General features: G+C 63.5%; 23 protein-coding genes. 17 read left to right on the top strand and 6 right to left on the bottom strand.

The features are described from left to right. Positions 1–4: 4 nt before the first annotated feature. A complete protein-coding gene (locus ACQ4W0_RS12700; RefSeq protein WP_436577040.1) occupies positions 5–2,239 on the bottom strand; it encodes a TonB-dependent siderophore receptor in 2,235 nt (744 codons plus the stop codon). 325 nt (positions 2,240–2,564) lie between these two features. On the opposite strand from ACQ4W0_RS12700, the gene ACQ4W0_RS12695 reads away from it, so the two are divergent. Beyond that, positions 2,565–3,419 carry a hypothetical protein gene (locus ACQ4W0_RS12695; protein ID WP_436577039.1) on the top strand — a complete coding sequence of 285 codons (855 nt, stop codon included), beginning with the start codon at positions 2,565–2,567 and terminating at the stop codon, positions 3,417–3,419. 2 nt (positions 3,420–3,421) lie between these two features. On the opposite strand, the gene ACQ4W0_RS12690 is transcribed toward ACQ4W0_RS12695, so the two are convergent. The 4 genes from ACQ4W0_RS12690 to ACQ4W0_RS12675 all read right to left on the bottom strand — a co-directional run bounded on the left by ACQ4W0_RS12690 (position 3,422) and on the right by ACQ4W0_RS12675 (position 7,274). Then, entirely contained in the window at positions 3,422–3,820 is a 399-nt protein-coding gene (locus tag ACQ4W0_RS12690; RefSeq protein WP_436577038.1) for a bacteriohemerythrin, read from the bottom strand. Positions 3,821–4,119: 299 nt separating this feature from the next. Further along, the gene (locus ACQ4W0_RS12685) at positions 4,120–4,275 is read right to left on the bottom strand and encodes a hypothetical protein (protein WP_436577037.1); all 156 of its coding nucleotides are present in this window, start codon (positions 4,273–4,275) and stop codon (positions 4,120–4,122) included. 151 nt (positions 4,276–4,426) lie between these two features. Then, positions 4,427–4,612, bottom strand: a complete 186-nt coding sequence (locus tag ACQ4W0_RS12680; RefSeq protein WP_436509283.1) for a hypothetical protein — start codon at positions 4,610–4,612, stop codon at positions 4,427–4,429. Positions 4,613–4,739: 127 nt separating this feature from the next. Beyond that, a complete protein-coding gene (locus tag ACQ4W0_RS12675) occupies positions 4,740–7,274 on the bottom strand; it encodes a PepSY domain-containing protein (RefSeq protein WP_436577036.1) in 2,535 nt (844 codons plus the stop codon). Between the two features lie 183 nt (positions 7,275–7,457). Between ACQ4W0_RS12675 and ACQ4W0_RS12670 the strand changes: the two genes are divergently transcribed. The 8 genes from ACQ4W0_RS12670 to ACQ4W0_RS12635 all read left to right on the top strand — a co-directional run bounded on the left by ACQ4W0_RS12670 (position 7,458) and on the right by ACQ4W0_RS12635 (position 18,171). Then, on the top strand, positions 7,458–8,054 hold the full coding sequence (locus ACQ4W0_RS12670; RefSeq protein WP_436577035.1) for a sigma-70 family RNA polymerase sigma factor: 597 nt from the start codon (positions 7,458–7,460) through the stop codon (positions 8,052–8,054). After that, positions 8,044–9,060 (top strand): FecR domain-containing protein, encoded by a 1,017-nt coding sequence (locus tag ACQ4W0_RS12665; RefSeq protein ID WP_436577034.1) that lies wholly within the window; start codon positions 8,044–8,046, stop codon positions 9,058–9,060. Before ACQ4W0_RS12670 ends, ACQ4W0_RS12665 begins: the two co-directional genes overlap by 11 nt. An 87-nt stretch (positions 9,061–9,147) precedes the next feature. Continuing rightward, positions 9,148–11,565: a TonB-dependent siderophore receptor gene (locus tag ACQ4W0_RS12660; RefSeq protein WP_436577033.1), complete on the top strand. Its 2,418-nt coding sequence runs from the start codon at positions 9,148–9,150 to the stop codon at positions 11,563–11,565. Positions 11,566–11,668: 103 nt separating this feature from the next. Beyond that, positions 11,669–14,017, top strand: a complete 2,349-nt coding sequence (locus ACQ4W0_RS12655; RefSeq protein ID WP_436577032.1) for a TonB-dependent receptor — start codon at positions 11,669–11,671, stop codon at positions 14,015–14,017. A gap of 130 nt (positions 14,018–14,147) precedes the next feature. After that, positions 14,148–14,645, top strand: coding sequence for a Fur family transcriptional regulator (locus ACQ4W0_RS12650; protein WP_436577031.1), 498 nt, complete (start codon positions 14,148–14,150; stop codon positions 14,643–14,645). Positions 14,646–14,767: 122 nt separating this feature from the next. Then, entirely contained in the window at positions 14,768–15,868 is a 1,101-nt protein-coding gene (locus ACQ4W0_RS12645) for a branched-chain amino acid aminotransferase (protein ID WP_436577030.1), read from the top strand. 68 nt (positions 15,869–15,936) lie between these two features. Further along, positions 15,937–16,653: a ribonuclease T2 family protein gene (locus ACQ4W0_RS12640; RefSeq protein WP_436577029.1), complete on the top strand. Its 717-nt coding sequence runs from the start codon at positions 15,937–15,939 to the stop codon at positions 16,651–16,653. A 93-nt stretch (positions 16,654–16,746) separates the two neighbouring features. Further along, positions 16,747–18,171 (top strand): MFS transporter, encoded by a 1,425-nt coding sequence (locus tag ACQ4W0_RS12635; protein WP_436577028.1) that lies wholly within the window; start codon positions 16,747–16,749, stop codon positions 18,169–18,171. A gap of 10 nt (positions 18,172–18,181) precedes the next feature. Here the strand turns inward: ACQ4W0_RS12635 and ACQ4W0_RS12630 are convergent, their stop codons facing one another. Further along, entirely contained in the window at positions 18,182–19,816 is a 1,635-nt protein-coding gene (locus ACQ4W0_RS12630) for an acyl-CoA synthetase (RefSeq protein ID WP_436577027.1), read from the bottom strand. Positions 19,817–19,943: 127 nt separating this feature from the next. Here ACQ4W0_RS12630 and ACQ4W0_RS12625 point away from each other — a divergent pair, with 127 nt between their 5' ends. From ACQ4W0_RS12625 to ACQ4W0_RS12590, 8 genes are all read left to right on the top strand, one after another. Next, positions 19,944–20,645, top strand: coding sequence for a Crp/Fnr family transcriptional regulator (locus ACQ4W0_RS12625; RefSeq protein WP_436577026.1), 702 nt, complete (start codon positions 19,944–19,946; stop codon positions 20,643–20,645). 62 nt (positions 20,646–20,707) lie between these two features. Then, positions 20,708–21,331 (top strand): helix-turn-helix domain-containing protein, encoded by a 624-nt coding sequence (locus ACQ4W0_RS12620; protein WP_436577025.1) that lies wholly within the window; start codon positions 20,708–20,710, stop codon positions 21,329–21,331. 41 nt (positions 21,332–21,372) lie between these two features. Beyond that, positions 21,373–21,738 (top strand): DUF2946 domain-containing protein, encoded by a 366-nt coding sequence (locus tag ACQ4W0_RS12615; protein ID WP_436577024.1) that lies wholly within the window; start codon positions 21,373–21,375, stop codon positions 21,736–21,738. 64 nt (positions 21,739–21,802) lie between these two features. Beyond that, the gene (locus tag ACQ4W0_RS12610) at positions 21,803–22,399 is read left to right on the top strand and encodes an SCO family protein (RefSeq protein WP_101480747.1); all 597 of its coding nucleotides are present in this window, start codon (positions 21,803–21,805) and stop codon (positions 22,397–22,399) included. Between the two features lie 19 nt (positions 22,400–22,418). After that, positions 22,419–22,895 (top strand): copper chaperone PCu(A)C, encoded by a 477-nt coding sequence (locus tag ACQ4W0_RS12605; protein ID WP_436577023.1) that lies wholly within the window; start codon positions 22,419–22,421, stop codon positions 22,893–22,895. A 122-nt stretch (positions 22,896–23,017) separates the two neighbouring features. Further along, positions 23,018–23,689 (top strand): TetR/AcrR family transcriptional regulator, encoded by a 672-nt coding sequence (locus ACQ4W0_RS12600; protein ID WP_436577022.1) that lies wholly within the window; start codon positions 23,018–23,020, stop codon positions 23,687–23,689. Beyond that, positions 23,686–24,894 carry a multidrug effflux MFS transporter gene (locus ACQ4W0_RS12595; protein ID WP_436577021.1) on the top strand — a complete coding sequence of 403 codons (1,209 nt, stop codon included), beginning with the start codon at positions 23,686–23,688 and terminating at the stop codon, positions 24,892–24,894. Before ACQ4W0_RS12600 ends, ACQ4W0_RS12595 begins: the two co-directional genes overlap by 4 nt. A 122-nt stretch (positions 24,895–25,016) precedes the next feature. Then, positions 25,017–26,363 carry a DUF3422 family protein gene (locus ACQ4W0_RS12590; RefSeq protein WP_436577020.1) on the top strand — a complete coding sequence of 449 codons (1,347 nt, stop codon included), beginning with the start codon at positions 25,017–25,019 and terminating at the stop codon, positions 26,361–26,363. Positions 26,364–26,380: the final 17 nt, after the last annotated feature.

Here is a 26,380-nt window from a genome sequence, read left to right as displayed (position 1 = left end):
GCTCCTAAAACGCCGTGCGCACGGCCAGGCTGATGTTGCGCGGTTCGCCCCAGAACACGCCGTCGAAGAAGCCCACGTTGCGGTAGTACTTTTTATCGAGCAAGTTATTCACGTTCAACTGTACGCTGGCATGGCGGTTGATGGCATAGCTGGCCATGGCGTTGACCAGCGCATAGCCCGCTTGCGGGATGTTCGTCATCTTCCCCGATGGCGGGCGGCCGTACCACGATTCGCTGTAGGTGGCGCTTTGCGCCGTCATGCTGGCGCCCGCTTTCAACCCTGCCAGGCGGCCGTCGAAGCGGTAGCTGGTGGCCAGGCGCAGCAAATGGCGCGGCTGCGTGGTGGCGGCGCGGCGGCCATCGGCCTCGGCCGCGTGCAGATAGGTATAGCCGCCGCTCGCTTCCCAGGCTGGCGTGAGTTGACCGGAGACGTCGAACTCGATGCCCTTGGCCGTCACGCCGGCGCCATTGGCCACCATGGCCTGGCCGCCGTCGGGCAGCAAAAAGCCGGGCGGTACCGTGCGGTCCAGTTCCGCCAGATTCTTTTTCTTCGTGTGGAACAGGGCGGCCGACGCGTTCAGCTTGCCTTCATAAAATTCGCCCTTGATGCCCAGCTCGGCATTGTCGCCCGTTTCCGGCGCCAGGAACTGGTTGTTGCGGTCCTTGCTCGATTGCGGGTTGAACAGCTGCGTGAAGCTGGCGTAGGCCGAATACTGCTTGTTGATGTCGAACACGGCGCCCACGTACGGCGTGACTTCATTGCGCGTTTCCACGAAGTCGCCGCTGCCCGTGTACACGCCTTGCTTGTTGTAGTTGCGCGTGTCCGTGCGGTAAGTGCTGCTGCGCGCGCCGATGATCAGGTGCAGCGGGTCGGCCAGGCTCAAACGCGTGGCCACATAGCCGCCCCCCAGGCGCGTCACGGTTTCCGTGTGCGAGCCGTCCGGGGTGAACACGGGGCGGGGGATGTTGCCCGTCCAGCTGCGGTAATCGGAGATAAAATCCGGGTAATTGATTTCCGCTTTGCCGCCCAGTGAGCGGGAGCGCTGGTTGCCGCCATTCCAGCCGACGATGGCCGTATGCTTGCGTCCTAGCAAGGTGAACGGGCCGCTGGCGTAGAGGTCGAAGTTGTCGCTCGAGTTCTTGCCTGCGCCCCAGGCGCCCGTCCATAGGCGCATGCCTTCGCCGGTAGCCGGGTCGGGATGGCCCGCGCCCGCGTAGGCGACAGTGGTGCGGTTCGTGCTTTCCGTGCGCGCATAGCCCAGGTGCAGATTCCAGTTGCCGGGCAGGCGCTGGTCCAGCGAGGTGAACATCGTGTGCTGCTTGTTGGCCCAGGTGCTCCATGGCGTCGTCCAGCTGGTGTTGCGCGGCAAATTGGCCAGGCTGCCGTCCGCATTCCAATAGGGCACGGCGCCCCAGGTGGCGCCCGTGGGCTGGTTGTCCTGGAAGTCGACGCCGGCCGTCAGCAGGGTGCCGGGACGCAGGTCCGCCTCGACGATGAGCATGCCGACCGTCTTGCGTTCGTGATACATGTCCAGGTAGGAATCGCGTTTTTGCCACGCCAGGGCCGTGCGTGCGCGCACGCTGCCTTCCGCGTTCAGCGGCGTGGAAAGGTCGGCCTCGAAGCGCTGGTCATCCCAGCGGCCCATGATGAGACCTGCGCTGGCCTGGAAGGTTTTCGTCGGCCGCTTGCGTATCATGTTGATGGTGGCCGAGGGGTCGCCCGTGCCGCCCATCAAGCCGGTGGCGCCGCGCACCACTTCGATGCGGTCGTACAGGATGGTGTCTTGCAATGGCGCATTGCCGCCACGCGCCATGCCGTCGATCTGGATATTGTCGATGCCGAAGCCGCGCGCATAAAACCGCGTGCGTTCCGTGTCGTTCTGGCCCACCTGGATGCCCGTCGTCTGCGCCAGCGCCTGGTCCAGGCGCACGGCGCCCAGGTCGTCGAGCAGCTGGCGCGTGATGACGCTGACCGATTGCGGCGTCTCGCGCAGGGACAGGTCCATGCGCGTGGCACTGCGCGTTTCGCCTGCCGTGTACGATTGCGTGCCTTCCGTCGTCGCCGTCGACTGGCCTGTCACGGTCACGGCCGGTATGGTGACCTCGGCCGCAGCGGCATCGGCGGCCTGTGCCGGCAGGGCCACGCCGGCGGCAAGGCTGAGCAGGCTGATGTGTAATAAACGGGGGAGGGGGCGCAAGGCGGGCCGGCGCGAAGAGGGGAATACGGTAGTCGATTGCATCATTTTCCTGGAATATTTTTAGTCGTGTGTTTTCCTATCTCGTCTGGCGAGGTGCACAGTAGCTGGGGGGATGGCATGACGCTGGCCCGTGGTCTGGCTTGGATAGCAGTTCCACCGCAAGGCCCGGCGCGGTCGGGTAGTGGAAAAGAAGGGCGCGCGATTCCCATCACTTTAGTGAATAAGAATCATTATCAATATAGGTGAAATTTGCCAAATAATCAAGCGTGCGCACCAAAAAAGTGCGGCAGGCCCGGAGCGGCGTACCGGCTGGCCTTCTGCGATAATGCAGGGGCTGACAAAATATTTTCCTCATTGAAAGAACTGCATGCGTACATGGATCGCTTGTGCCGGATGGTTGTGTGTCGTGTCGCTGGGCCAGGCCCAGGAACACGCGCCGCCGCCGGCTGTTCCCGCGCCGCTGCAAAGCGCCAGCGTGCCACCCGCCGCCGCCGTCGTGTCGCCACCCCTTGTGCCGCCGCACGTTGCGCCTGCCATACCTGCTGCGCCAGCGGAGGACGCCTCGCCCTCGCAAACGGTGACGATCACGGCCAACAGCGACGCCAAGGCGCCGCGCATACGTTTCACGGCTTACCGCGAGAGTTATCTGACGGCCAGGAAAGTGTGGCAAGTGTCGAGCGGTAGCGTGGTCATGGCCCTGCGCCTGATTCCGGCCAAGCTGAGCGCGACCATCGACGATGTGCGCGTGGCCTTGCAAGGCAATGGCGCCCCCGTGCCGATCAAGGTGTCCGACGGCGGTGTGTTTGTCGTGCCGCTCAACGAGGACATCGCCGCGCAGGATGGCACGTTCCTGGTGAACAAGGGCAGGGGCGAGCTGACGGCAAATATCGTCCTTCAGCCATCCGTGGCGCGCGATGCCTGGAACGTCACGCGCGTGGGGCAAGTCTTGCACGACGCGCGGCGCGCCGTGCGGGCCATCACGCCGTGGTACAAGCGGCCGTTCGCCAACGATGTGCAATCGCTGGCCTTTTGCGCGACCGAGCGGGGCAGCGCCTTGCAGTTGATGGATGGCGAGCAACTGATCGCCACCTTGCCCATGAACGAGCCGGCCGTCAACGACATCAGCCAGCCCGTGTTTTGCAAGATTTTCGACGGCGAAGACAAATACCCGGGACACTACCGCGTGGTCTTGCCCGAGAAAGCCACGGTGCTGCTGCTGTAGGTCTAGCTGGGTTGGCGCTGCACCAGCTCCAGGGCCGCCGCCTGGGCCAGGTCCATGGTGGCCTGGTGAAAGATCAGCCATTGCGGCAACAGCGAGAGCGCATGGCGTCCCTGCTCCAGGTCGCCTTCATCGACGGCGGCCCAGGCATGGTGCAAGCCGCTGAGCACGCGTGCATGCTGTTCGCGGTGCTTGGCCAGCGAGGGAAAGGCGATTTCTTCCATCAAATCCTCTTCCTCGCGGAAATCGCGCTCGACGGCCGCAATCAGCTCGCGAAACGCCACGCTAAAATGCTGGTCGCTCAACTGTCCCAGCCGCGCAAGCTCCTGAAACAGTGCCTCATGCGCCTCGTCTATGGCGGGAACGCCCAGCGCCATCTCATCCTTCCAGTCCGATTTACCCATGCCGATGCTCCCGGTTAAGTCCGTCGCGATGCGAAGCGGACTGTTCCAGTGTGGGCGCAGCGACACTTCAAATCCATGACCTGGATCAAAAATATGGTGAAGAGGGGGCGAAGTGTAAAGTCACTGATAGAGAACAATGGAGAAAAAATCTCTACCCGCAACAAAGCGGTTTTCAACAATGCGACGTGTTACCGAGCGCCGCTGAAAAACGCCGCTGGCAAGGCGTCTTTGACGCAGACAGTACGCTAGTACGGCAAGTCAAAGCAACGCAGCCAGCGGTGTTTTCTCAGCCGCGCGTTTTAGTGCTTGGGCCAGTGGGCCCAGAGAGCCTGCGCATCCACGTTCGGTACCTGCAACTGCTGCACGGCCGACGTCTGCATCGCATCCCTCAACACCAGGGGGGCAAGCAGCAAGGCCGAAAGGGCAAGGCAGGCCAGCACTTTGAGCGTCAACATGGTCGTCTCCCGGTGTCCCGGTGGCGGCGCGGGGATGCGGCGCCTGCCGGTCACTTTATTACGTACTACCATGCTTGCAGTTTAGTTCATCTGGTTGAAACTTCAACTAATTGCTGTGATGCACTGCACCAGTTGCTGCTCGTGACTGTTCCTATTTCGCCTTGCGGTTGCGCCGCGGCTTGCCTGCCGCGGGCAGGAAGGAATCGAACCACACTTGCGTCAATTGGCGCGTATTTTTCGCCGCTTCGCGCTTGACGGCGGCCGTCGCGTGGCCGCGTGCCGTGTTGGCGATGCGGTTGGCGGCGCTCAGGTACATGCTCATCCAGGGGTTTTTCATGGGGTGCCTCGCAGACAGTGAGTGGGGCGGCGCTTGTGCCGCCATGTCCCCACTCTAGTCCGATGGCTGGCCCTGACTGTGCGCCTGCCCACATAGCCGGGCGGTGTCGGCGGCGGACTGATGCAGATCAATACACGTCGCGGCGGTAGCGTCCGGCCGCAAGCAGGGCATCGAGTCCCTCCTGCCCCAGCACTTCTTGCAGTACAGCATCGATTCCTGCCGCCATGCCATGCAGGCTGCCGCAGACGTAGACGATGGCGCCTTGCGCCAGCCAGTCGCGCAGTTCGTCGGCATGGTTGCGCAAGCGGTCCCGCACATATTCCCGTTTGCCACCATCGTTGCCATCGCGCGAAAAGACGCGGTCCAGGCGCGCCAGGTGGCCAGCGTAGAGCCAGCCTTGCAACTCTTCGCCACAGACGCTGTCAAAAGCTTGCTGGCGCTCGCCGAACAGCAGCCAGTTGCGTGCCAGCCCCGCCCGCCGACGCGCACGCAGGTGCGCGCGCAGGCCGGCCAGACCGGAGCCGTTGCCGATATAAATACAGGGCACGTCCACCAGGGCGGGCGCGAAGGCGGGATTGGCTTGCAGGCGCAAACGGATGCGGGCGTCCAGCGGCGCGAAGCGCGTGAGCCAGCCGGAGCAGATGCCATAGCCCAGGTTGTCGCCGCCCGCATGGCGCTCCTGGCGCACCAGCAACTGCACTTCGCCATCCGATGGCAGCGACGCGAGCGAGTAGCTGCGCGGCGCATGTTGCGCACCCTGCGCGTCGCCATCGCTGCCGTCCGCGTTGCACCCGATGATTTCCGCTAGCGCGCCCGCTTCCCAGGTGACGCCGGCCGGGCCCGTCAAGGTGATTTCATGCAGTTCGCCGCCCAGGCTGCCCGGGTTGAGCAACACGCGGCGCAGCAGACGCCATTCGGCATACGACGCTTCTTCCTGCACGCCGATGGCGTCGATGGCGCTGCCGCTGCAGCGGGCCAATGCTTGCGACCAGCCGGCCAGGGCGGCGGGGTCGTGCTTGTCCACTTCGATCAGGGGGAACAGGGGCGTGGCGCCCAGCGCGCGCAATTGGCGCTCCAGCGCATGGCCGTAGCCGCAGAAGTCACTGTAGTGGCGGTCGCCCAGGGCCAGCATGCCGAATTCCAGTCCGGCCAGCGGCGTGCCCGCCGTTTGCTGCAACAGGCGCGCGAAGCGGCGCGCGCCGTCCGGCGCCTCGCCTTCGCCAAAGGTGCTGGCAACGACCAGGGCTCGTTCATACTGGCGCAATTGCGCGGGATCAAACCGGTCCAGCGACTGCACATCGACGGCCACGCCCGCCTGCTGCAGGGCGCGCGCGCTTTCCAGGGCCAGGCGCTCGGCCTGTCCCGACTGGCTGGCGTAGGCCACCAGCGTGGGCAGGCCAGTAGCCATATCGCCGGGAGTGCCGGCCAGCAGGGCGCGCTGCGCCTGCACAGCTCGTTTTGCCTTGCGGCGGCCCAGGTACAGCATCCAGCCCGTGATGGCGAACAGGGGCAGGCCCAGGCTGGCCAGGGTGACGATGATGCGGCCCGGCAAGCCGAAATACGTGCCCATGTGCAGCGGATAAATGATGTTGACGAGGCGCGAACCCAGGCCTTGCTGGCGGTACGGCTCGTTTTCCGTGATCGCGCCGTCGGCCGGCAAAATGCTCATGCGGCTGCGCGCCCGCTCGTGCGGCGCATCGCTGGCCAGCCAGGTGAATTGCACGGCTTCGCCGGCGCGCGTGGGCAGGCGCACGCTGACCAGGGTCCAGCCGGGGGCGTGCTGCTGGAAGCTGCTCCAGGCCAGGCCGATGTCGACGGCGGGCGTTTCCTTTTTCTCCTTGCCGCCACGCGCGGGCGCCTGTGCCATCCTTGGCGGCTTGCCGGCCCAGGCGTCGATGTTGTCACGCACCACGTCATAGCTCCAGTAAATGCCCGTCAGGGTCAGCGCCACGTAGACGACCAGGCACCAGGTGCCGGCCACGGCGTGCAAATTCCACAGGAAGGAGCGGCCTTTCAGGGCCGGGTCGAAAGTCAGCCAGGTGCGCCAGTCCAGCGGACGGCGTGGCCAGCGCAGATACAGGCCCGACAATGCCAGGCCCAGCAGGCACAGGGCCAGCGCGCCCGCCACTTGCCGGCCCGGATCGCGGGGCAGCAGCAGCCAGCGGTGCAAGGATTCCGTCCACTCGAAAAATTCCGCCCCCGTCAGCGCGGGCTGGGTGGCGCCCGTGTATGGGTGCACATAAATTGACTCGCCGCGCCGCTGGCCGTTTTTCGGCGCGAAGAACAGGCGCGGCGCGGCGCCCGCCTGCGCGTACACGGTGATGGACGCCACGCGCTGGCCGTGTTCTGCTGCGGCAATGTTGCTCAGCTGGGCCGGCGTCAGTGGCGCGCGTGTTTCCAAGGGGACATGGCGCACGCCGGGGTTCATGACATCGAGCAATTCCTCCTTGAAGGCCAGGGTGGCGCCGCTCAGGCCGATGATCACCAGCACCGTGCCAGCCGTGATGCCGATGAACCAATGCAATTGAAACCAGACCTGTTTCCAGCTCCACTGCCAGCGACTTTGTTGCGGGGCGGCGGCAAGCTGGCGTTGTTGGCTGGTTTCCGGCGCATCGTCGGTGCTGGCGCGCAGCTGGGGTTGTGGAAGGGAGGAGGTCGTCATGGCCGCTTTCGATGGCGCTGCCAGGCCGGGCGTCAGGCATGGCAGGGAAGAAGGAAGGCTGACATAATAACGCAAACGAGAATCATTCGCAAATGATGGCGCGAGGGCATTGTTGCGAAAAATGCCCACGCCAGGCTGAGGTGATGGCTTTGATAATTTACATCGTCGTGAAATTGTGTGAAAATGAAAATCATTCTCATTCGTGATCATGATGCAGTGCTGACCCACTTGACCGGCAAGTTTGGCAGCCTCTTTGTTTGTTTGCCCGTGTCCACCATTTCTCCCTCTCACGATATCTTTAGCGACCTCTACACCAGCCACCATGGCTGGCTGTATAACTGGCTGTGGCGCAAGCTGGGCTGCCGCGATGGTGCGGCTGACCTGGCGCAGGACACCTTCGTGCGCATGCTGGCCACGCAACCGGCGGACAGCTTGCGTGAACCGCGCGCCTACCTGAGCACGGTGGCCAACGGCTTGCTGGTCAACCACTGGCGCCGTTTGACCCTGGAACGCACTTTTCTTGCCGCCCTGGCCAGCCGGCCCGAGCTGACGGCGCCATCGCCCGAGGAGCGGGCCCTCGTGGTCGAAGCGCTGTACCGCATCGATGCCATGCTCGATACGCTGTCGCCGCGTGCGCGCCAGGCCTTCCTGCTGGCGCAGCTCGACGGCCTGACGTATGCGCAGATCGCCGGTCAGCTGGAGGTGTCTGAACGCATGGTAAAAAAATACATGGCGCAAGCCATGCTGCAATGCATGCTGTGCATGGACGATGCCGCCTAAGCCGGGTCCCGCCATGCCGCCAGCCGACTATGCCATCCTGCAGGAAGCGGCCGAATGGTTCGCCATCTTGCGCGCAGACGATGCCGATCCTGCCGACCAGCAAGCCTGGGAACGCTGGCATGACTTGTCTGCCGGCCACCGCGCCGCCTGGCGCAGGGTGGAAGCCGTCAGCGCCGAATTTCAGGCCGTATCCGGAGAAGCTGCGCGTCAGGCACTCGACACTGCGGGCCCACGCCAGAGCGATGCCACGCGCCGCAGCATGGTCAAGGGCTTGCTGGCGCTGTGCCTGGCGAGCGGACTGGGTGGCGCTGCGCTGTTGCGCCGCGATACGCGCAGCTGGGTCGCCAGCCTGAATGCGGGCGAAAAAACAGCGGTCGGCGCCATCCGCCAGCTGGCACTGGCTGACGGCTCGCAGCTGTGGCTGAACACGGCTACCGCCCTCGACATCGATTTCAGCCCCGGCCTGCGCCGCATCGCCCTGCATGGCGGTGAAATTTACATCGCCTCGGCCCGTGACAGCCAGCAGCCGGCGCGGCCGTTGGTGGTCGACACCGTGCACGGCCGCCTGCGCGCGCTGGGCACGCGTTTCAGTGTGCAGCCGCAGGGCGACGCCACCTTGCTGGCCGTCTACGAGGGCAGCGTGGAAGTGGCGCCGCGCGATGGCGGCATGGCGCGCATCGTGCCGGCTGGTCAGCAAGTGCGCTTAGGCGATGGTTTCATCGGCGAACCGTTTGCCGCCGACCCGAACGGGGCCGCCTGGATCGAGTACCGTTTGCAGCCCGAGCAGATGCGGCTCGACGATTTCCTCGTGCAATTGTCGCGTTACCGGCGCGGCCACCTGAGCTGCGCGCCCGAAGTGGCCCACTTGCGCCTGGTGGGCAGCTATCCGCTGGCCGATACGGACCGCATCCTGGCGGCGCTGGAAGCGACCTTGCCCGTGAAAATACATCGGCTACATGAATGGTGGGTCACGGTGGAAGCTCAGCTGCCGCAGTCAAAACAGTAAATAAGAATATTTCTCAAGAACTGGTTCCCTTTTTGAAAAGTTGTTTGGCAAGGTAGAAGTACTTGCTCAACACCATAAAGGAAATCCGTGCCGCTGTTCCCGCCTTGCTTGCCGTTCGTCCGCCGCCTGCTGCCATTGTCCCTGGCTGCAGCGCTGCTGGCTGCGCCTGCCATGTATGCTATGGCAGCGGCGGCCGAGGACGCGCCGCGCAGCTTCCGCATCGCTGCCGCGCCCCTGGGCCAAGCCTTGCGCCAGTTCGCGGGCCAGGCGGGAATCTTGCTGTCGGCCGAGGGCAGTTTGACGCAGGGCAAACGCAGCGGCGGCTTGCGTGCCAGTTTGCCCATTTCCCAGGGCTTGCAGCAATTGCTGGCGGGCACGGGCCTGGTGGCCGTGCAATTGCCGGATGGTAGCTCTGTCGGCACCTACGTTGTGCGCCTGGCGCCAGCGCCCCTGCGGGCCGACTTGGACGGGGAGGGCGCGGGCTTGCAGGTGCTGGCGCCGGTCACCGTGCTGGCTAGCGACGACGATGGCTACCGCCGCGCCAGTTCTTCCGCTGCCAGCCGCAGCGAGACGGCCTTGCGCGATACGCCGCAAGCCGTCAGCATGGTGAGCAGTAAATTGATACGCGACCAGGACATGCGCACCATGGCCGACGCCATGCGCTACATGCCCGGCGTGGGCACGGCTGCGGGCGAGGGCAACCGCGATACGGCGGTGATGCGCGGCAATAGTTCCACGTCGGATTTCTACCTGGACGGTATGCGCGACGACGTGCAGTACTACCGCGATTTCTACAATATCGAGCGGGTCGAAGCCATCAAGGGACCGAATGCCCTGGTCTTCGGCCATGGCGGCGGCGGTGGCGTGATCAACCGGGCAAGCAAGCAGCCGCAGTGGACGAACGACAAGGAAGCAACGCTGAGCCTGGGCGCCTGGCGCAACCGGCGCACTGCACTTGATCTGCAACAAGTCCTTGGCGTGGATGTGGCCGTGCGGATCAATGCCATGGCGGAAAACAGCGATTCCTTTCGCCAGGGCGTCAACGTGCGCCGCAGCGCCGTCAATCCCGTCGCCGCCTGGCGCCTGGGTCCGCGCACCAGCGTCGTGGCCAGCTATGAACATTTCCGCGATGACAGGGTGACAGACCGGGGCGTGCCATCGTACCGGGGGCGGCCCATCGAGACGGACCCGTCCACGTTCTTCGGCATCGCCGGCAGCAGCCCGTCATGGGCCTACATCGATGCGCTGGGCCTGACAGTCGAACACGAGCTCAGCGGCGGCGCGACCATGCGCAACCGCACGCGCCTGGCCGATTATGACAAGCTGTACCAGAATGCCTTTCCCGGCCCCGTCAGCGCGGACGGGGCCAGCGTGACGGTGCTGGCCTATAACAGCGCCACCACGCGGCGCAACCTGTTCAACCAGACGGACGTGGAGTGGGTGGTGATGGCTGGCACCGTGCAGCACCGCTTGACGGCGGGCGGGGAGCTGGGCCGCCAGACGACGGACAATCTGCGCAACACGGGCTATTTCACCACCTTGGGCGACAACGTCACGCACATCAGCCTGCCTACATCGCACCCCGTGACGGACTTGCCCGTCACTTTCCGTCCCAGCGCCACGGATGCCGACAACCATGGCGTGGCCGATACGGCCGCCCTGTATCTGCAGGACCAGGTCCGCTTCAGCCCGCATTGGCAGGCGATTGCCGGCCTGCGCTACGAGCGCTTCGCCGTCAATTTTCTGAATCGCCGCAATGGCGTGCGCATTGCCCGCACGGATGCGCCGTGGTCGCCGCGGGCGGCCCTCATCTATCAACCGCTACCCGTGCTGTCGCTGTATGCCAGCGTCAGCCAATCGTTCCTGCCGCGCGCGGGCGAACAACTGGCGTCATTGACGCCCAGCAACGCCGTGTTCGAGCCGGAGCGCTTTCGCAATGTGGAGCTGGGCGCCAAGTGGGATGCGACGCCGGACCTGTCGGCCAGTGCGGCCCTGTACCGGCTTGAGCGCAGCAATGTCGCCGTCACCGACCCGAACGACACGACGCGCGCCATGCTGGTCGATGGCCAGCGCAGCGAGGGACTGGAACTGGATGTCAATGGCAAGGTCCAAGCCGGCTGGAGCATCGCTGGCGGCTATGCCTGGCAGCGCGCCGTGCTGACGGCCACGCAATCGGCCACGGCCCTGGAAGGAGCGCGCGTGGCGCATGTACCCCGGCATAGCCTGTCGCTGTGGAATCGCTACGATTTCACGCCAGTCTGGGGGGCCGCGCTGGGCATCATTGCCCGCAGCGCCGTATTTGCCTCCGTGTCGAACACGGTGGCGCTGCCCGGTTTTACCCGTGTCGATGGCGCCCTGTATTTCAAGCCGCAGCCCCATTTTCAATGGCAGCTGAATGTGGAAAACCTGTTGAACAAGAAATATTACGCCTCCGCCCATAGCAACGACAACATCGCGCCCGGTTCGCCCCGGGCGCTGCGCATGACGGCGCTGTGGCGATTCTAGTGTTGTCGTCTCCACGTAGTTCCCAAGTAAGCACCGAGCCAGCCAGGCGCCACAGCGTAGTAGCCAGCCAGATTGATTCCATCCGATAGATTGAAAGATAGCAATGACATTGAAAGACACAGCGGGCGCCGCCAAGCCGGCCGCCATCATCCGCAGCCGCAAGCACCACATCGCCGCCGCGCCACGCATGCATGGCACGGCCCTGGCCGCGTTCGCCACCCTGGCCATGCCGCTGGCGCTGCATGCGCAAACGGTGGACAAGCCACAGCAGTTGCAGGAAGTCAAGGTCGTGGGCACGGCTGACCGCCTGATCCAGGCACCGGTCAAATCGGCCAACGACAAGCTGACGGCGCCGCTGCTGGACACGCCAAAATCCGTGACGGTGATTCCCGCCGAAATCATTTCGCAAACGGGCGCCGTCTCGCTGACGGATGCGCTGCGCACCGTGCCGGGCATCACCATCGGCGCGGGCGAGGGCGGCAACCCCGTGGGCGACAATCTGTTCATCCGCGGCTACAACGCGCAAACGGATACGTATATTGACGGCATCCGCGACACGGGTTCGCAATCGCGGGAAATCTTTGCGCTGGAACAAATCGAAGTCGTCAAGGGCCCGAACTCGGCCTATGGTGGTCGCTCGTCCGCAGGCGGCGGCGTCAACCTGATCAGCAAGACGCCGAAAGTCGACAACTTTACCAACGCCACCGTGGGCCTGGGCAGCGCCAAGTACCGCCGCGCCACGGCGGACGTCAACCGCGTCATCAGCGACGACGTGGCCGTGCGTCTGAACGTGATGGCGCATGACGCCCACGTTGCCGGCCGCGACTACATCAACGGTGACCGCTGGGGCATCGCGCCTTCCGTCACGTTCGGCCTGAAATCAGCCACTCAGGCGACCCTCAGCTACTACCACATGCAGTCGAGCGAATTGCCGGATACAGGCTTGCCGTTCAATAACCCGTTCTCGTCGGGCGCCAACGTGGCGAAAAACGGCAACGGCACGCCCGTCAACGTGCCACGCGACACCTTTTATGGCCTGGTCAACCGCGATTTCCGCGACACGCAGAGCGATATCGGCACCATCGACGTGCGCCATGACTTCGGCAACAAGTTGATTTTGCGCAACGTCACCCGTTACGGCAAGACCAGCAACGACTATGTCTGGACCCAGCCCGACGATTCCAAGGGCAACACCATGCTGTACGGTACTGTCTGGCGCCGCGCCAACACGCGCACGACCGATACGGACGCGCTGGCCAATGCGACCAGCCTGGGCGGTGAATTCCTGGCCGGCGGCGTGAAGCACACTTACACGCTCGGCCTGGAAATCAGCCGCGAAGAAACGGACCGCAGCTCGTACATCTTCAAACCGGGCACGAATAACCTGATCGACAACAGCACGGTGTGCAAGACCTCGGGCGTCGCCACCGGCTACAACTGCGCACCGTTGCTCAACCCGAACGCCAACGACCCGTGGGTCTACACGCGCTCGGTGTCGCCGGCCCGCACGAACATCGTCACCAACACGCGTTCCGTGTACGGTTTCGACACCATTGAGTTCACGCCGCAATGGCTGCTGAACGTGGGCATCCGCTGGGATGACTACAAGAGTTCGCTGAACGTGCCGCAATACACGCTCGATGGCAAGATCACTGCCGCCAGCAGCGCCAAAGTGCACGCCACGTTCGCCAGCTATCAGGCGGGCCTGGTGTACAAGCCTTCGACCAACAGCAGCGTGTATGTTTCCTACGGCACCTCGTCCACGCCACCGGGCAATGATGGCGGCGACGGCATCGATGGCCTGTCGGCGGCGATCCAGAACCTGAAGCCGCAAGAAAGCAAGAGCTTCGAGCTGGGCACGAAATGGGAAGTGCTGCCTGGCGGTCGTTTGTCCCTGAGCGGCGCCTACTTCCAGAGCGACATGAGCAATGCGCGCGTGACGGCGCCGGACGGCAGCACGCAAAACGTGGGCGACAAGCAAGTCAAGGGTATCGAACTGGGCGTGAGCGGCAATATCACGAAGGAATGGTCGGTCTTCGGCGGCTACACGCATTTGAACGCCATCGTGGAAAACAATGGTTACGTGACGAATGGCGTCATCAACGGCGTCACTCAATACGTGCCGTCGCCATACAATGGCAACCAGTTCCCGACGACGCCGAAAAACAGTGCTTCGCTGTGGACCTCGTACCTGGTCACGCCCGCCATTACCGTGGGCGGCGGCGTGAACTACGTCGATAAGGTCTACGCGAACGTGGCCAACAACAAGGTTGCCCCGGCCTACACGCGCTTCGACGCCATGGCCAGCTATGTCGTCAGCCGCAACGTGACCCTGCAGCTGAATATCCAGAACCTGACGAACAAGCTGTACTTCGACAAGGTTTCGTCGCCGCACTACGCCGGCGTGGCCCCGGGCCGCTCGGCAACCCTGACGGCCAGCATGAAGTTCTGATGTTCGCCCGTTTGATGTAGCGCAAGGCGCCGTTCCAGATGCTGGAACGGCGCTTTTTTCATTGCCGGTTCCCTTTTTGTGTTCTCGCTTGGCAAGGTAGGAAGAGCTGAACGCAGAAGCGGAGAATCCCATGCAAGACATTCACATCCAGGGCGATGGCCGCGTGTTCGACAGCCTGCGCGCCGTGCGCCTGCGCCCGACCAGCGCGCGCATCTGCATCCTGCAAGTGCTGGCGGCTACCCATCGGCAAGCCATGAATGCGGAAGGCATTTATCAGCAACTGTTGCGGATCGGCATTGCCGTCAGCCTGGGCACGATTTACCGCGTGCTCAAGGAACTGGAGCAGGCGGGCTTGCTGCTGCGCGAGCGTGAAGCGAGTGCCAGCGGCAACAAGGCGCGCTACCTGATCAAGCCCGAGCGGGTGGCGGCGGACAGTTGCTACCTGGTGTGCCGCGTCTGCGAACGCAGCGTGCTGGTGCAGGATGCGCCGCTGCTGGAACAATTGCGCCAGACAGCGGCCCTGCACGGCATGGAAATCGGCGCCAACGTGCTGTCCGTGCAGATGCGCTGCAGCCAGTGCGCCGGGGAAGCACAGGCAGGGCGGGGCAGGCTGGCGCGGGCTGGCTGACACCGGATGGCTGTTTGATTGATGCGGCGCAACAAGGGTGGCTGGCCCATCCTGCTCCTCGCCGGCCGTATTAGGCGCTACAATAGGAAACCTCTTTACTCTCTTACTCGTCTCCTGCTGCCATGACCACTTCCACACCGAATCTCGTCGTCACCCCGTCCGCCCACCCCTTGTCCGACGCCGAGCGCGCCGCACGCATGGTCAATCCCGCCTTCGGCCGTATCTTCACGGACCACATGGTGGTGATTCCTTACCGCGACGGCAAATGGCAGCAGGGCGAGCTGAAGGCGTACGGCCCGCTGATGCTGGACCCGTCCGCTTCGTCGTTGCACTACGGCCAGGCCATCTTCGAAGGCTATAAAGCGTTCGCCCAGCCCGATGGCAGCATCAAGACTTTCCGCCCGGAACAGAATGCCCAGCGTTTCAACCGCAGCGCCGCGCGCCTGGCCATGCCGGCCATCCCGGTCGAGCTGTTCCTGGAAGCGGGCGATGCGCTGATTGCGCAAGACCGCAACTGGGTGCCGAAGAACACGGGCGAGAGCCTGTACATGCGTCCGTTGATGATCGCCACCGACCCTTACCTGGGCGTGCGTCCGTCGGAAGAATACCTGTTCGTGCTGTTCGCCTCGCCTGCCGGCGCCTATTTCCCGAAAGGCGTGAAGCCCGTCACCGTGTGGATCAGCGAAGACTTCGTGCGCGCCGCGCCGGGCGGCACCGGTGAAGCCAAGTGCGCGGGCAACTACGCGGCCAGCCTGATGGCCCAGTCGCAAGCACAGGAAAAGGGCTGCGACCAGGTCGTCTGGCTCGATGCCGTGCACCGCGAATTCATCGAAGAAATGGGCGGCATGAACTTGTTCTTCGTCTACAAGGATGGCGAGAAAATCACCGTGATGACGCCGGAACTGACGGGCACTTTGCTGCCAGGCATCACCCGCCGCAGCCTGCTGGAAATGGCCAAAGACCTCGGTTATGCCACGGAAGAGCGTAAATTGTCCGTCCAGCAATGGCGCGACGATATCGCCTCGGGCCGCATGACCGAAGTGTTCGCCTGCGGCACGGCCGCCGTCATCACGCCCGTGGGCGTGGCCAAGGCCAACGGCTTTGAAATGACCATCAACAACAATGAAAACGGCGCCGTCACCCTGGCCCTGCGCGAAGCGCTGCTGGGCTTGCAGCATGGCACGGCACCGGATACGCACGGCTGGATGCATAAAGTTTGCTGATGCACTTGCTTGATTGATACCCCGCCGGCACTTTGTTGCCGGCGTTTTTATATCTTGAAGGAAATACGATGAAAATTCGCTCTGTCTTGCCCGCGCTGGCCGCCGTTTTCTTCAGCCTGTCCGCTGGCGCCGTCCATGCGGCCGACGCCACCTGCTCCATTCCCCGCAACGTCAGTTACGTCGATTACGACGTCAAGCCGTCGGATGAGAAAAACACCTGCTACAAGCAAAGCACCAACGTGCCCACCGATTACTTCATGCTGGCGCTGTCGTGGTCGCCCGGTTTTTGCGACAGCCAGCGCCGCCGTGGCGAAGTGTCGAAAAAAGCCGCTTTCCAGTGCGCCGAGAGCAACCACTTCGGCTGGATCGTGCATGGCTTGTGGGCACAATCGAACAATCCGGCTAACTGCGAGGATATTTCCGTGACGCCGCCGCGCAGGACGGAGCTGCATCCGCGCTACTGCAAGGGCAATCTGCCGAAGCTGGCGCCGTCCGAGATCTTGCCCTACATGTGCATGCAGCCGGGCGAAGCCTTGCTGCAGGGCGAGTGGGAAAAGCATGGCGCCTGCGATTTCGGCACGGCCAGGGAGTATTTCGACAAGGAACGCGAACTGTTCCAGGCCTTGAAATTGCCGGACAGCACTATGCCGAAAAACGCGCTGTTCCAGTGGATGAAGCAGCACAACCCGCAACTGAAGGGGCGCTGGCTCGGCTATGAAAAGCACTCGGGCGAGTTGCGCATCTGTTATTCGAAAGATTTCAAGGTCATCGACTGCCAGAAGTGACTAGCATGGCTTGCCCGGCAGAGTCCGTCCATCCATGCTAGTGTCTTGCCTGCGGCGAGTTGCCGCGCTCGCTAGGCTAGACGAACAGGCAACATGATGAAGCAGCAAAACAGGGTGCAAGCCAGGGCGCAGCCCTTTCTCTTGGGCGAGGACGGCTTGCCGCCCGGCGCCCGTTTATGGGCCATGCTGGCGCTGGCCATCGGCGTGGGCATGGCTTCGCTCGATACGGCGATCGCCAACACGGCCTTGCCGGCCATCGCCAGCGAACTGCACACGACGCCGGCCGCCTCCGTCTGGATCGTCAACGTGTACCAGCTGGCCATGGTGGCGACCCTGCTGCCGTTTTCCGCCCTCGGTGAAATCGCCGGCTACCGGCGCGTGTTTATCTCCGGCATGTTTTTATTTACTGTGGCGTCGCTTGCTTGCGCACTGGCGTGGTCCTTGCCGTCGCTGGTGGTGGCCAGGCTGTTTCAAGGCGTGGGCGCCAGCGCCATGATGAGCGTCAACACGGCGCTGCTGCGCGCCCTGTATCCGAAACACTTGCTGGGCCGCGCGTTTGGCAATAATGCGCTGGTGGTGGCCGTCGCCTTCGCCATCGGGCCCACGGCCGCTTCGCTGATCCTGGCGACGGCCTCGTGGCCGTGGCTGTTCGCCATCAATGTGCCGCTGGGCGTGCTCGGCTTTTTCCTCGCCAGCCGCATGTTGCCAGCCACCAGGCTGTCCGGGCACACCTTGGATGCGCGCACGGCGCTGTACAACGTGGGCGCCTTCGGCTTGCTGATTTTGCTGTTCGGCGACGCGGCCCATCACGCGTCCAGCGCCGTCCTGCTGCCGGAACTGGTGGCCGTAGCCGTGTTCTTTGTCTTGCTGCTGCGCCGCCAGGCGGGGCACGTGGCGCCCATGCTGCCCATCGACCTGTTTCGCCGTCCGCTGTTTTTGCTGTCGTCGCTGACGGCCATCTGCACGTTTGCCGCGCAAGGGCTGGCGTTCGTCTCGCTGCCATTCTATTTTGAAGTGACACTGGGCCGTTCGCCCGTCGAGACGGGATTCCTGATGACGCCGTGGGCCGCGCTGGTGGCCATGATGGCGCCCGTGGCCGGGCGTTTGAGCGACCGTTATTCACCGGGCGTGCTGGGCGGTATCGGCCTGGCGGCGCTGGCTGGCGGCTTGCTGACATTGATCTGGATACCGGCGCACCCCAGCGCCTTCGATATCGGCTGGCGCATGGCCTTGTGCGGCATCGGTTTCGGTTTTTTCCAGGCGCCCAACCTGAAAGCCATCATGGGCAGCGCGCCGCCCGAGCGGGCTGGCGGCGCCAGCGGCGTGGTGGCCACTTCGCGCCTGATCGGACAAGCGACGGGTGCTGCGCTCGTCGCCTATTGCTTCACCGTTTCCGCCGCCAAAGGCACGACGTATGCGCTGTGCCTGGCGGCAGGGTTTGCCGCCGTGGCCAGCATCGCCAGCTTTTCGCGCCTGGTGGTGGCGCAGCCGGCGTGGCTGGCGGGCAAGCGCGACTGACTGGTATCGCTTAAACGTCGATGGCCTTGTCCGACTGCATGCGCTTGCGCAATTCGAACTTCTGGATCTTGCCTGTCGACGTGCGGGGCAGGGGGCCGAAATAAATGGCTTTCGGCACCTTGAAGCCGGCCAGGTTGTTCTTGCAGAAGGCCATCAGTTCTTCCGCCGTCACGGTGGCCCCTTCGCGCAGTTCGACGAAGGCGCACGGCGTCTCGCCCCATTTTTCGTCCGGCTGGGCGATGACGGCGGCGGCCAGCACTTGCGGATGGTGGTACAGCGCATCCTCCACTTCCACGCTGGAAATATTCTCGCCACCGGAAATGATGATGTCCTTGCTGCGGTCCTTCAGCTTGATATAGCCGTCCGGATACATCACACCCAGGTCGCCCGTGTGGAACCAGCCGCCGGCGAACGCTTCCTGTGTCGCCCTTTCATTCTTCAGGTAACCCTTCATGCAGATGTTGCCTCGGAACATGATCTCGCCGATCTGTTCTCCATCGGCCGCCACATGCTGCATGGTTTCCGGATCGATCACGGCGACGGCGCTTTGCAAATGGTAGCGCACGCCCTGGCGCGATTTCAACACGGCCCGTTCTTCCTGCGTCAACGCTGCCCACTCATCCTGCTCGGCGCAGATGGCGGCCGGGCCGTACACTTCCGTCAAGCCATACGAGTGGATCAAGTCAAAGCCCATGGCTTCGATCTTTGCCACCATGGCCGCGGGCGGCGGCGCGCCGGCCACCATGCCGCGTACGGTCCAGTCGATGCCGTCGCGCCAGTTGGCGGGCGCGTTGGCCAGGGCCGCATGCACGATGGGCGCCGCGCAATAGTGGGTGATGCGCAATTCGCGCATCAGGTCGAACACCAGTTTCGGCTCGAACTTGCGCAGGCACACGTTGACGCCGGCGCGCGCGGCGATGGTCCACGGAAAGCACCAGCCATTGCAGTGGAACATGGGCAAGGTCCACAGGTAGACGGCATGCTTGGGCATGTCCCACTCTAATATGTTTGACAGGGCATTCAGGGCCGCGCCCCGGTGGTGGTAGACCACGCCTTTCGGGTCGCCCGTGGTGCCGGACGTGTAGTTGAGGGCGATGGCATCCCATTCGTCGGCAGGCGGCTGCCAGTCATAATCGGGGTCGCCGCTGGCCAGCAAGCTTTCATAGTCGAGGTCGGAAAAAGCCTCCACTTCCGGTCCCAGCACATCGTTGACCTGGACCACGCGCAAGCCGGGAATCTGCGCTGCCATCTGGCGCGCCAGTTCGGCAAATTCCGTGTCGGCCAGCAGTACCTTGGCGTGGCCATGGCGCAGCATGAAAGTCAAGGAGGCCAGGTCGAGGCGGATGTTCAGGGCGTTGAGGACGGCGCCGGCCATGGGCACGCCAAAGCTCGCTTCCACCATGGCGGGGGTGTTCGGCAGCATCACTGCCACCGTGTCGCCCGTGCTCACGCCCAGTTTGATCAAGCCGGAGGCCAGGCGGCGCGTGCGCGCATAGGTTTCTTGCCACGTCTGCCGCACGGCGCCATGTGCAATTGCCAGGCGATTGCCATATACTGCGGCAGCCCTGGCGATATAGTCGAGCGGGGTGAGGGCGGCGTAGTTGGCGCTGTTTTTGCCGAGGCCGGTGTTGAAATCAGGTGTCATGCTTGTCTCCTGGTAAATAATATTGGTGCTGGAATTCTGTAGCTCCCTGTTTCGGGATTGATACCGGCTAGCATAGCACCGGCGCTTGAAAATCACTGTCATCTTAGTGACAGGTCTGAAGGATGGAATGGATAGCAACGATAGTGTAGACCGTGCGATGCCCGAACTCGATAGCCACGACTGGTTCACCGCCCTCGATGCCCGACATCAGGCCCTGTTGCGCGCCGGCAGCGTGCTCCGGCATTACGAGGCGGGCGCCTTCATCACGCGACGCGGCGAGCCGTCGGCGCACTGGATCGGCGTGCACACGGGCTTGATCAAGCTGGCCGTCTATAACGCCGATGGGCGCGGCGCCACGTTTTCCGGCGTGCCGGCGGGCGGCTGGTGCGGCGAGGGTAGCGTGCTCAAGCGGGAACTGCGCCGCTACGACGTGGTGGCTGTGCGCGCCGCGAACATCATCCTCGTGCCGGTGGACCTGTTTCATTTGTTGCTGGCCGAGAGCCTCTCCTTCAATGCCTTCGTCATCCGCCAATTGAACGAGCGCATGGGGCAATTCATCGCCACCATCCAGAACCAGCGCCTGCTGGCCGTCGATGCGCAAGTGGCGCAAGCGATTGCGCAGCTATTTCATCCCATGTTATATCCGCGCACCTCCAGCGTGCTTGATCTGTCGCAGGAAGAAATCGGCTTGCTGACCGGCATTTCGCGCCAGCGGGTGAACCTGGCCCTGGGCCGCCTGGCGGAGCTAAAGTTGATCAGCATCGCCTACCAGTCCATCCGCGTGGTGGACCTGGACGGCTTGCGCCACTATGGCGTGGCGTCGCTGTGATGACAGACTGCTTGCGCGATGTGTGGCATGCTGACGGCTCGTTCAGCACATTGACCTGACGCATGGCCCTCGTTTCCGATCATCCTTTGCACTTGCTGGGCTTACGCTTTCCGCTCAGGTTGCGCGTCACCGTGCGCCAGGGTTTTGTGACTTTGCATAATGAAATCACCACCAAGAAACTGGGCAGCGGCGACAGTTTTGTCGTGCCCGCTTTTTTGCGCTTCGCCTGCGACGTGATGCCGGGGCGGGGCAAGCCGGCCGTGTTCACCCTGGCGTTGGAAGACGATGACGCGCAGGCAGGCCATGGCGGTGGCAAGCGCTGGAGCCAGGCGCTGGCGCAGCACATCTTTGATACGCCGCAAGGCAAATGGACGGCGGCGCGCCTGGCGACCCTGTGGCAAGTGACGCCGCACAAGGCCCGGGCGCGCCTGTTTGCCGAGGGCGAGGCATTGCTCAGCCTGGTGCGCGAACAGCGTTTGGCGCATGCGCTGCACACGGCGGCGCAAGCGGGCGCCGATGGGGACGACGGCGAGCGCGACCTGGCGCAAGTGGCGGCCGGCTCCGGCTTTGCCTCGATCCCAGCATTTTGCGACGCCTGCGTGGACGTGGCCGGCGTACGCCCCAGCCTGTTCCTGCGCGGCCAGGCGGGTGCGCTTGCGCAACGCGAAAGCCATACTCCGCTATAATCGGCGGCATGGGATCTTTCTTCAATCGCAAACAGTGGCATATGTGGTTCGCCTGCCTGGCGATACTGCTCAATGCGCTGTCGCCATCCCTGTCGTATGCGTTTGCCTCGCTGCACGCGAACGCGAACGGCGCGGCCGTCGAAATTTGCTCGGCCAGCGGCGCCGTCTACACGCAAGCGGACCTGGCGCCGGCCGTCAAATCCACCACCGATTCCGTACTGCACCACATCGAACATTGCCCGTTCTGCATGAGCCACGCGGGCAGCGTGGGCTTGCCGCCATCGTCATCCTCGCCGCTGGCCGTCATCACGGGCCACGACCACTATCCGCCATTGTTTTACCAGGCGCCCCGGCCCCAGTTCGCGTGGCTGGGCGCCAGCCCGCGCGGTCCCCCTTTGGCTGCCTGAACGCACCAGTCACGCCTTCTACGTCCTAAATTGTATCAACTACGCCCATCGGGCTGGAATTACCATGAAACGTCGTCTTTTCCTTCTCGCCGGCACGGCGGGATTGCTCACGCTTGCCGCTTGCGAGCAAGCACCGAAACCCCATTACAACGGTCTGGACTTGACGGGGGGCGATTACAAGCCCGACTTCAAATTGAGCGGCCCCGACGGCAAGGTCTACACCCTGGCCGATTTCAAGGGCAAGTATGTGATGGTCTTCTTTGGCTTCACGCAATGCCCGGACGTCTGCCCGACAGCCCTGTCGCGCGCGCTGGAAATCCGCCAGAAACTGGGTGCCGATGGGGATAAACTGCAAGTGATCTTCATCAGCATCGATCCCGAGCGTGACACGCCCGAGTTGCTGGGCGAATACATGCGCGCCTTCGACCCCAGTTTCCTGGGTTTGCGCACGGATCCTCAGGCGACGGCGCAGACGGCCTTCAACTACAAGGTCTTCTACCGCCGCGTGCCGAGCGGCAGCTCCTACACGATGGACCACACGGCCATCAGCTATGTGCTCGATACCGAGGGGCGCATGCGCCTGGGCTTGAAACACCAGTTGACGGGCGATGAGTGCGTGCAAGACATCAAGACCCTGATGAAATCGAAATACACCTTATAACGACACCGAGGAAATAATCATGACCCACTTGAAAATCCTGCTGGCCACGGCCCTGACCGTGCTGTCCTTTTCCGCCATCGCACAAAGCAGCGTGCAGATTACCGATCCGTGGGTGCGCGCCACCGTGCCCCAGCAAAAAGCCACGGGCGCCTTCATGCAGATCACGGCGCCGAAAGCCATGCGCCTGCTGGAAGTGCGCTCGCCCGTGGCGGGCGTGGCGGAAATCCATGAAATGAGCATGGCGGACAATATGATGCGCATGCGCCAGGTCAAGGAAATCGCCTTGCCAGCCGGCAAAGCCGTCGAGCTGAAGCCGGGCGGCTACCACGTGATGCTGCTGGACCTGAAAGGGCAAGTAAAGGCGGGCGACAAGATTCCGCTGACCCTGGTGCTGGAAGGCGAGGACAAGCACCGCGAAACCATCGAAGTCAATGCAGTGGCCCGTCCGCTGGGTGCCACCTCGACTTCAACCGCGATGCCGGCGATGAAGCACTGAGCGCCGTCTTTCTGGCCAAAAGCCCGGTCCGCCGGGCTTTTTTTACGCCCGTTTGAAAGTTAAACAGCTGTTTGATACAATGCTGAAGAATATTAAACAGCTGTTTAAATGATGGGAATGGCATGACAGAAGAAGTTGAAACGGCGCGCACGCGCATCCTGCAAGTGGCGGCTGATCTGTTCGCCGAGGAGGGCTACAAGGGCACCTCTGTGCGCAAGATATGCGAGGCTGCCAGGGTCAACGTGGCGATGGTCAATTACTATTTTCATAGCAAGGAAGAGCTGCACCTGGCTGCCTTCGACCATGCGCGCGCGCTGGCGCGTGCCTCGGCCGCGGACGTGGCTGCAGCCAGTGCGCAGGCACAGCTGCCGCCGATGGAACAGTTGCGCCTGGCCATCGAGGCGCTGGTGTCCGATATGCTGCGCTCGGGACCGGCATCGTTGTTCAGCCGCCTGGTGGCGCGCGAACTGATCGAACCGACGGCCGCCATCCACAAGCTGGCCGAGCGCAATGTGCGCCCTCAGCATGCCCTGTTCACGGGCTTAATCCGTGGCGTGGTGGGGGCGACCATGCCGGCGGAGGTGGTGCAGAAATGCGTGTTCAGCGTGATCGGCCAGGCCGTGTTCTATGCCCGTTCGCGCATCGTGCATGAACTGGTGGCGCCGGAACTCACGTATGACGAGGCGGGCATCGCCAGCATCGCGCGCCATGTGTCGCAATTCTCGCTGGCGGCCCTGGCTGGCTTGCGCCGCCACTATGACGCGCAGGACAAGCAAGCGCAGGTGCGTGCATGAAGGCGCGTAAGCTGACCCTGGTGCTGGCCGGACTGGCCATGCTGGGCCCGTTCGCCACCGATACCTTTCTGCCATCGTTTCCCGCGATCGGCATGCATTTCGACGTCAGCAGCGTGCTGGTGCAGCAGACCCTGAGCGTCTACCTGGCCGCCTACGCCTTCATGACCTTGTTCTACGGCACCTTGTCCGACTCGTTTGGCCGCCGTCCCGTGATTCTCGCCTCCCTGTTCATCTTTGCCGTGGGCTCCATCGGCGCCGCCTTCGCGCCCAGCTTTGGCTGGCTGCTGTTCTTCCGCGGCATGCAGGGCGCCTCGGCGGGAACGGGCAGGGTGATCGGGCAAGCCATCGTGCGCGACACCCTGTCGGGCGCGGCCGCGCAAAAGATGTTGGCCAATATCATGATGGTGTTCGGCATCGCGCCCGCCATCGCCCCCATCATCGGCGGCTGGCTGCATGTGGCCTATGGCTGGCAATCGACATTCGTGTTCACGTTTTCCGTCACCGTGCTGCTGGCGCTGGCTTGCCTGAAAGGCTTGCCGGAAAGTTTATCTGTCGAGCAACGCCAGCCTTTTCACCCAGGCAACATTGCGCGCAATTACTGGCTGGCGCTGCGCCACCGGGCATTCCTTTTGCGTTCGCTGGCCGTGGCCTTCGCCTTTGGCGGCTTCGCCCTGTACATCGCGTCGGCCCCGCATTTCATTCTGGAATTGCTGCGCCTGCCGGAAACGGCGTTTGGCTGGATGTTCATCCCCATGGTGGCCGGTTTGGTGCTGGGCTCGGCGCTGTCGGGCAAGCTGGCCCATGCGGTGAAAAGCACCGTGCTGGTGCGCTGGGGCTTGCTGACCATGGCGGCCACGGGCGCGCTCAACATCGTCTACAACCACTGGTTCGTGGCCAGAATCCCGTTCGCCGTCGTGCCCGTGATGCTGTACGCCTTCGGCATGTCGCTGGCCTTGCCGGGCATGACCATGTCCACGCTCGACATTTTCCCGCAGATGCGGGGCCTGGCCGCGTCCTTGCAAAACTTCGTGCAAATGCTGGTGTTTGCGCTGGTGTCCGGATTTGTCGCACCCTTGCTGTTCGACAGTGCATTCAAATTGGCGCTGGGGCAAGCGTCGGCCGTGGCGCTGGCCGCCGTGTTCTGGTGGCTGGGCAGCCGCCAAGGGGCGGGGCAGGGCGCGACCAGGATTATCAAAACAATATGACAGGCCTTGGAAAAGAGTGGCATGCTTTCTGCTTTGTTACACTGTGACAATCAGACCCGTGCGGCGGGCGACACAGTACGCGCGCGGGTCTAAGCAGTTTTGCAACTTTACCTTTGGCTATCATGCACTTGATTAACTCCAGTTTGAACCACGCCTTGCGCGTGCCGCTGGCTGCGGAAATCCACTCGCGGCCGTTTTTGCAGCTCGATGCCCCCGAGCTGATTACCCATCTGGCCGTCTACAAGGATGACAGCGCGGCGCCCGGTGCGTCGAATATGGCGGCCCAGCACGCCACTTTGGCGGCCCTGTGCACGCATTTCGGCGTCACGCCGCCCGCTGCCGAAGCCAAGTATTTTTATTACGACTTTGGCCGCTTCCGCCTGAAATGGGAATGCCACACGGAATTTGCCACGTTTACCTTCGCCGAGCATCCGGGGCAAGCCTTGCCACTGGAACAGGCGTTCGAGCGCATGCCCTTGGAGCAGTTGCCGCAGCAATGGCTGGCGGGCTTGAAGGGCAAGCTGATGGTGGCCGCGCATGTGGTGCTGGAGCAGGCGACCGAACCGGCCGAGATCTTCATGCAGGGCTTGTCGCGCGTGTTCGAGGGCAATACCCTGGCCGGCAGCAAGGTGTTGCAGGGCGGCGAATTGTGGACGGATTTCACCATCCAGTCTGACGGCTTCAGCCGTTTCGTCATCCGCGATGCGGGCATGCGCTCGCAGCAGTCGGGCCGCCTGGTGCAGCGCGTGCTGGAAATCGAAACCTACCGCATGATGGCCTTGCTGGGCTTGCCCTACGCCATGCAGGCGGCGCCGTCGCTCAACGCCATCGAGAATGAATTGGCGACCCTGGCCGCCGCCATGGTCGATACGGATGATGCGCCGGGCCTGGCCAAGGCCGACGAGGGCGTTGCCGAGCAAGCGTTGCTTGACCGCATCACGCGCCTGGCGGCCCGCATTGAAAAGCTGTCACTCGACAATAGCTACCGTTTTTCCGCCTCGAAAGCCTACATGGGCCTGGTCAAGGCGCGCATCGAGGAGTTGCGCGAAGTGCGTATCGAGGGCATACCCACGGTCGAGGAATTCATGGATCGCCGTTTGACGCCCGCCATGAATACCTGCGAAGCGATGGCCAGCCGCCAGGAAGCGATGGCGCAGCGCATCGCCAACACGAATGACTTGCTGCGCACGCGCGTGGGCATCGTGCAGGAATTGCAGAACCGGCAAATCCTGCAATCGATGAACGCCCGCGCGGCGCAGCAGCTGCGCTTGCAACAGGCGGTGGAAGGACTTTCCGTGGCGGCCATTTCGTATTACGTGATCGGCCTGTTCAGCTACACGGGCAAGGCAGCCAAGGTGCTGGGCTTGCCCGTGAACCCGGAAATCCTCGTCGGCGCGCTGGTGCCCTTCGTGGCGGCCGGCGTGTGGCTGGGGCTGCGTCGCATGCATCACAAGCTGCACACGGACTGAGCAGGACGACACTGCGC

This window comes from Janthinobacterium breve (assembly GCF_051380895.1).
GTDB lineage: Bacteria > Pseudomonadota > Gammaproteobacteria > Burkholderiales > Burkholderiaceae_D > Janthinobacterium.
Note: the sequence above shows the minus strand (reverse complement) of the source record. Positions and strands in the feature narration are given on the sequence as shown.

Coding starts and splice junctions, on each gene's coding strand:
- ACQ4W0_RS12590 (WP_436577020.1), top strand. CDS start 25,017: ATGCACTTGATTAACTCCAGTTTGAACCACGCCTTGCGCGTGCCGCTG.
- ACQ4W0_RS12630 (WP_436577027.1), bottom strand. CDS start 19,816: ATGACACCTGATTTCAACACCGGCCTCGGCAAAAACAGCGCCAACTAC.
- ACQ4W0_RS12645 (WP_436577030.1), top strand. CDS start 14,768: ATGACCACTTCCACACCGAATCTCGTCGTCACCCCGTCCGCCCACCCC.
- ACQ4W0_RS12620 (WP_436577025.1), top strand. CDS start 20,708: ATGGCCCTCGTTTCCGATCATCCTTTGCACTTGCTGGGCTTACGCTTT.
- ACQ4W0_RS12655 (WP_436577032.1), top strand. CDS start 11,669: ATGACATTGAAAGACACAGCGGGCGCCGCCAAGCCGGCCGCCATCATC.
- ACQ4W0_RS12685 (WP_436577037.1), bottom strand. CDS start 4,275: ATGTTGACGCTCAAAGTGCTGGCCTGCCTTGCCCTTTCGGCCTTGCTG.
- ACQ4W0_RS12650 (WP_436577031.1), top strand. CDS start 14,148: ATGCAAGACATTCACATCCAGGGCGATGGCCGCGTGTTCGACAGCCTG.
- ACQ4W0_RS12675 (WP_436577036.1), bottom strand. CDS start 7,274: ATGACGACCTCCTCCCTTCCACAACCCCAGCTGCGCGCCAGCACCGAC.
- ACQ4W0_RS12670 (WP_436577035.1), top strand. CDS start 7,458: ATGAAAATCATTCTCATTCGTGATCATGATGCAGTGCTGACCCACTTG.
- ACQ4W0_RS12690 (WP_436577038.1), bottom strand. CDS start 3,820: ATGGGTAAATCGGACTGGAAGGATGAGATGGCGCTGGGCGTTCCCGCC.
- ACQ4W0_RS12635 (WP_436577028.1), top strand. CDS start 16,747: ATGATGAAGCAGCAAAACAGGGTGCAAGCCAGGGCGCAGCCCTTTCTC.
- ACQ4W0_RS12700 (WP_436577040.1), bottom strand. CDS start 2,239: ATGCAATCGACTACCGTATTCCCCTCTTCGCGCCGGCCCGCCTTGCGC.
- ACQ4W0_RS12665 (WP_436577034.1), top strand. CDS start 8,044: ATGCCGCCTAAGCCGGGTCCCGCCATGCCGCCAGCCGACTATGCCATC.
- ACQ4W0_RS12640 (WP_436577029.1), top strand. CDS start 15,937: ATGAAAATTCGCTCTGTCTTGCCCGCGCTGGCCGCCGTTTTCTTCAGC.
- ACQ4W0_RS12625 (WP_436577026.1), top strand. CDS start 19,944: ATGGATAGCAACGATAGTGTAGACCGTGCGATGCCCGAACTCGATAGC.
- ACQ4W0_RS12600 (WP_436577022.1), top strand. CDS start 23,018: ATGACAGAAGAAGTTGAAACGGCGCGCACGCGCATCCTGCAAGTGGCG.
- ACQ4W0_RS12605 (WP_436577023.1), top strand. CDS start 22,419: ATGACCCACTTGAAAATCCTGCTGGCCACGGCCCTGACCGTGCTGTCC.
- ACQ4W0_RS12615 (WP_436577024.1), top strand. CDS start 21,373: ATGTGGTTCGCCTGCCTGGCGATACTGCTCAATGCGCTGTCGCCATCC.
- ACQ4W0_RS12695 (WP_436577039.1), top strand. CDS start 2,565: ATGCGTACATGGATCGCTTGTGCCGGATGGTTGTGTGTCGTGTCGCTG.
- ACQ4W0_RS12610 (WP_101480747.1), top strand. CDS start 21,803: ATGAAACGTCGTCTTTTCCTTCTCGCCGGCACGGCGGGATTGCTCACG.
- ACQ4W0_RS12595 (WP_436577021.1), top strand. CDS start 23,686: ATGAAGGCGCGTAAGCTGACCCTGGTGCTGGCCGGACTGGCCATGCTG.
- ACQ4W0_RS12680 (WP_436509283.1), bottom strand. CDS start 4,612: ATGAAAAACCCCTGGATGAGCATGTACCTGAGCGCCGCCAACCGCATC.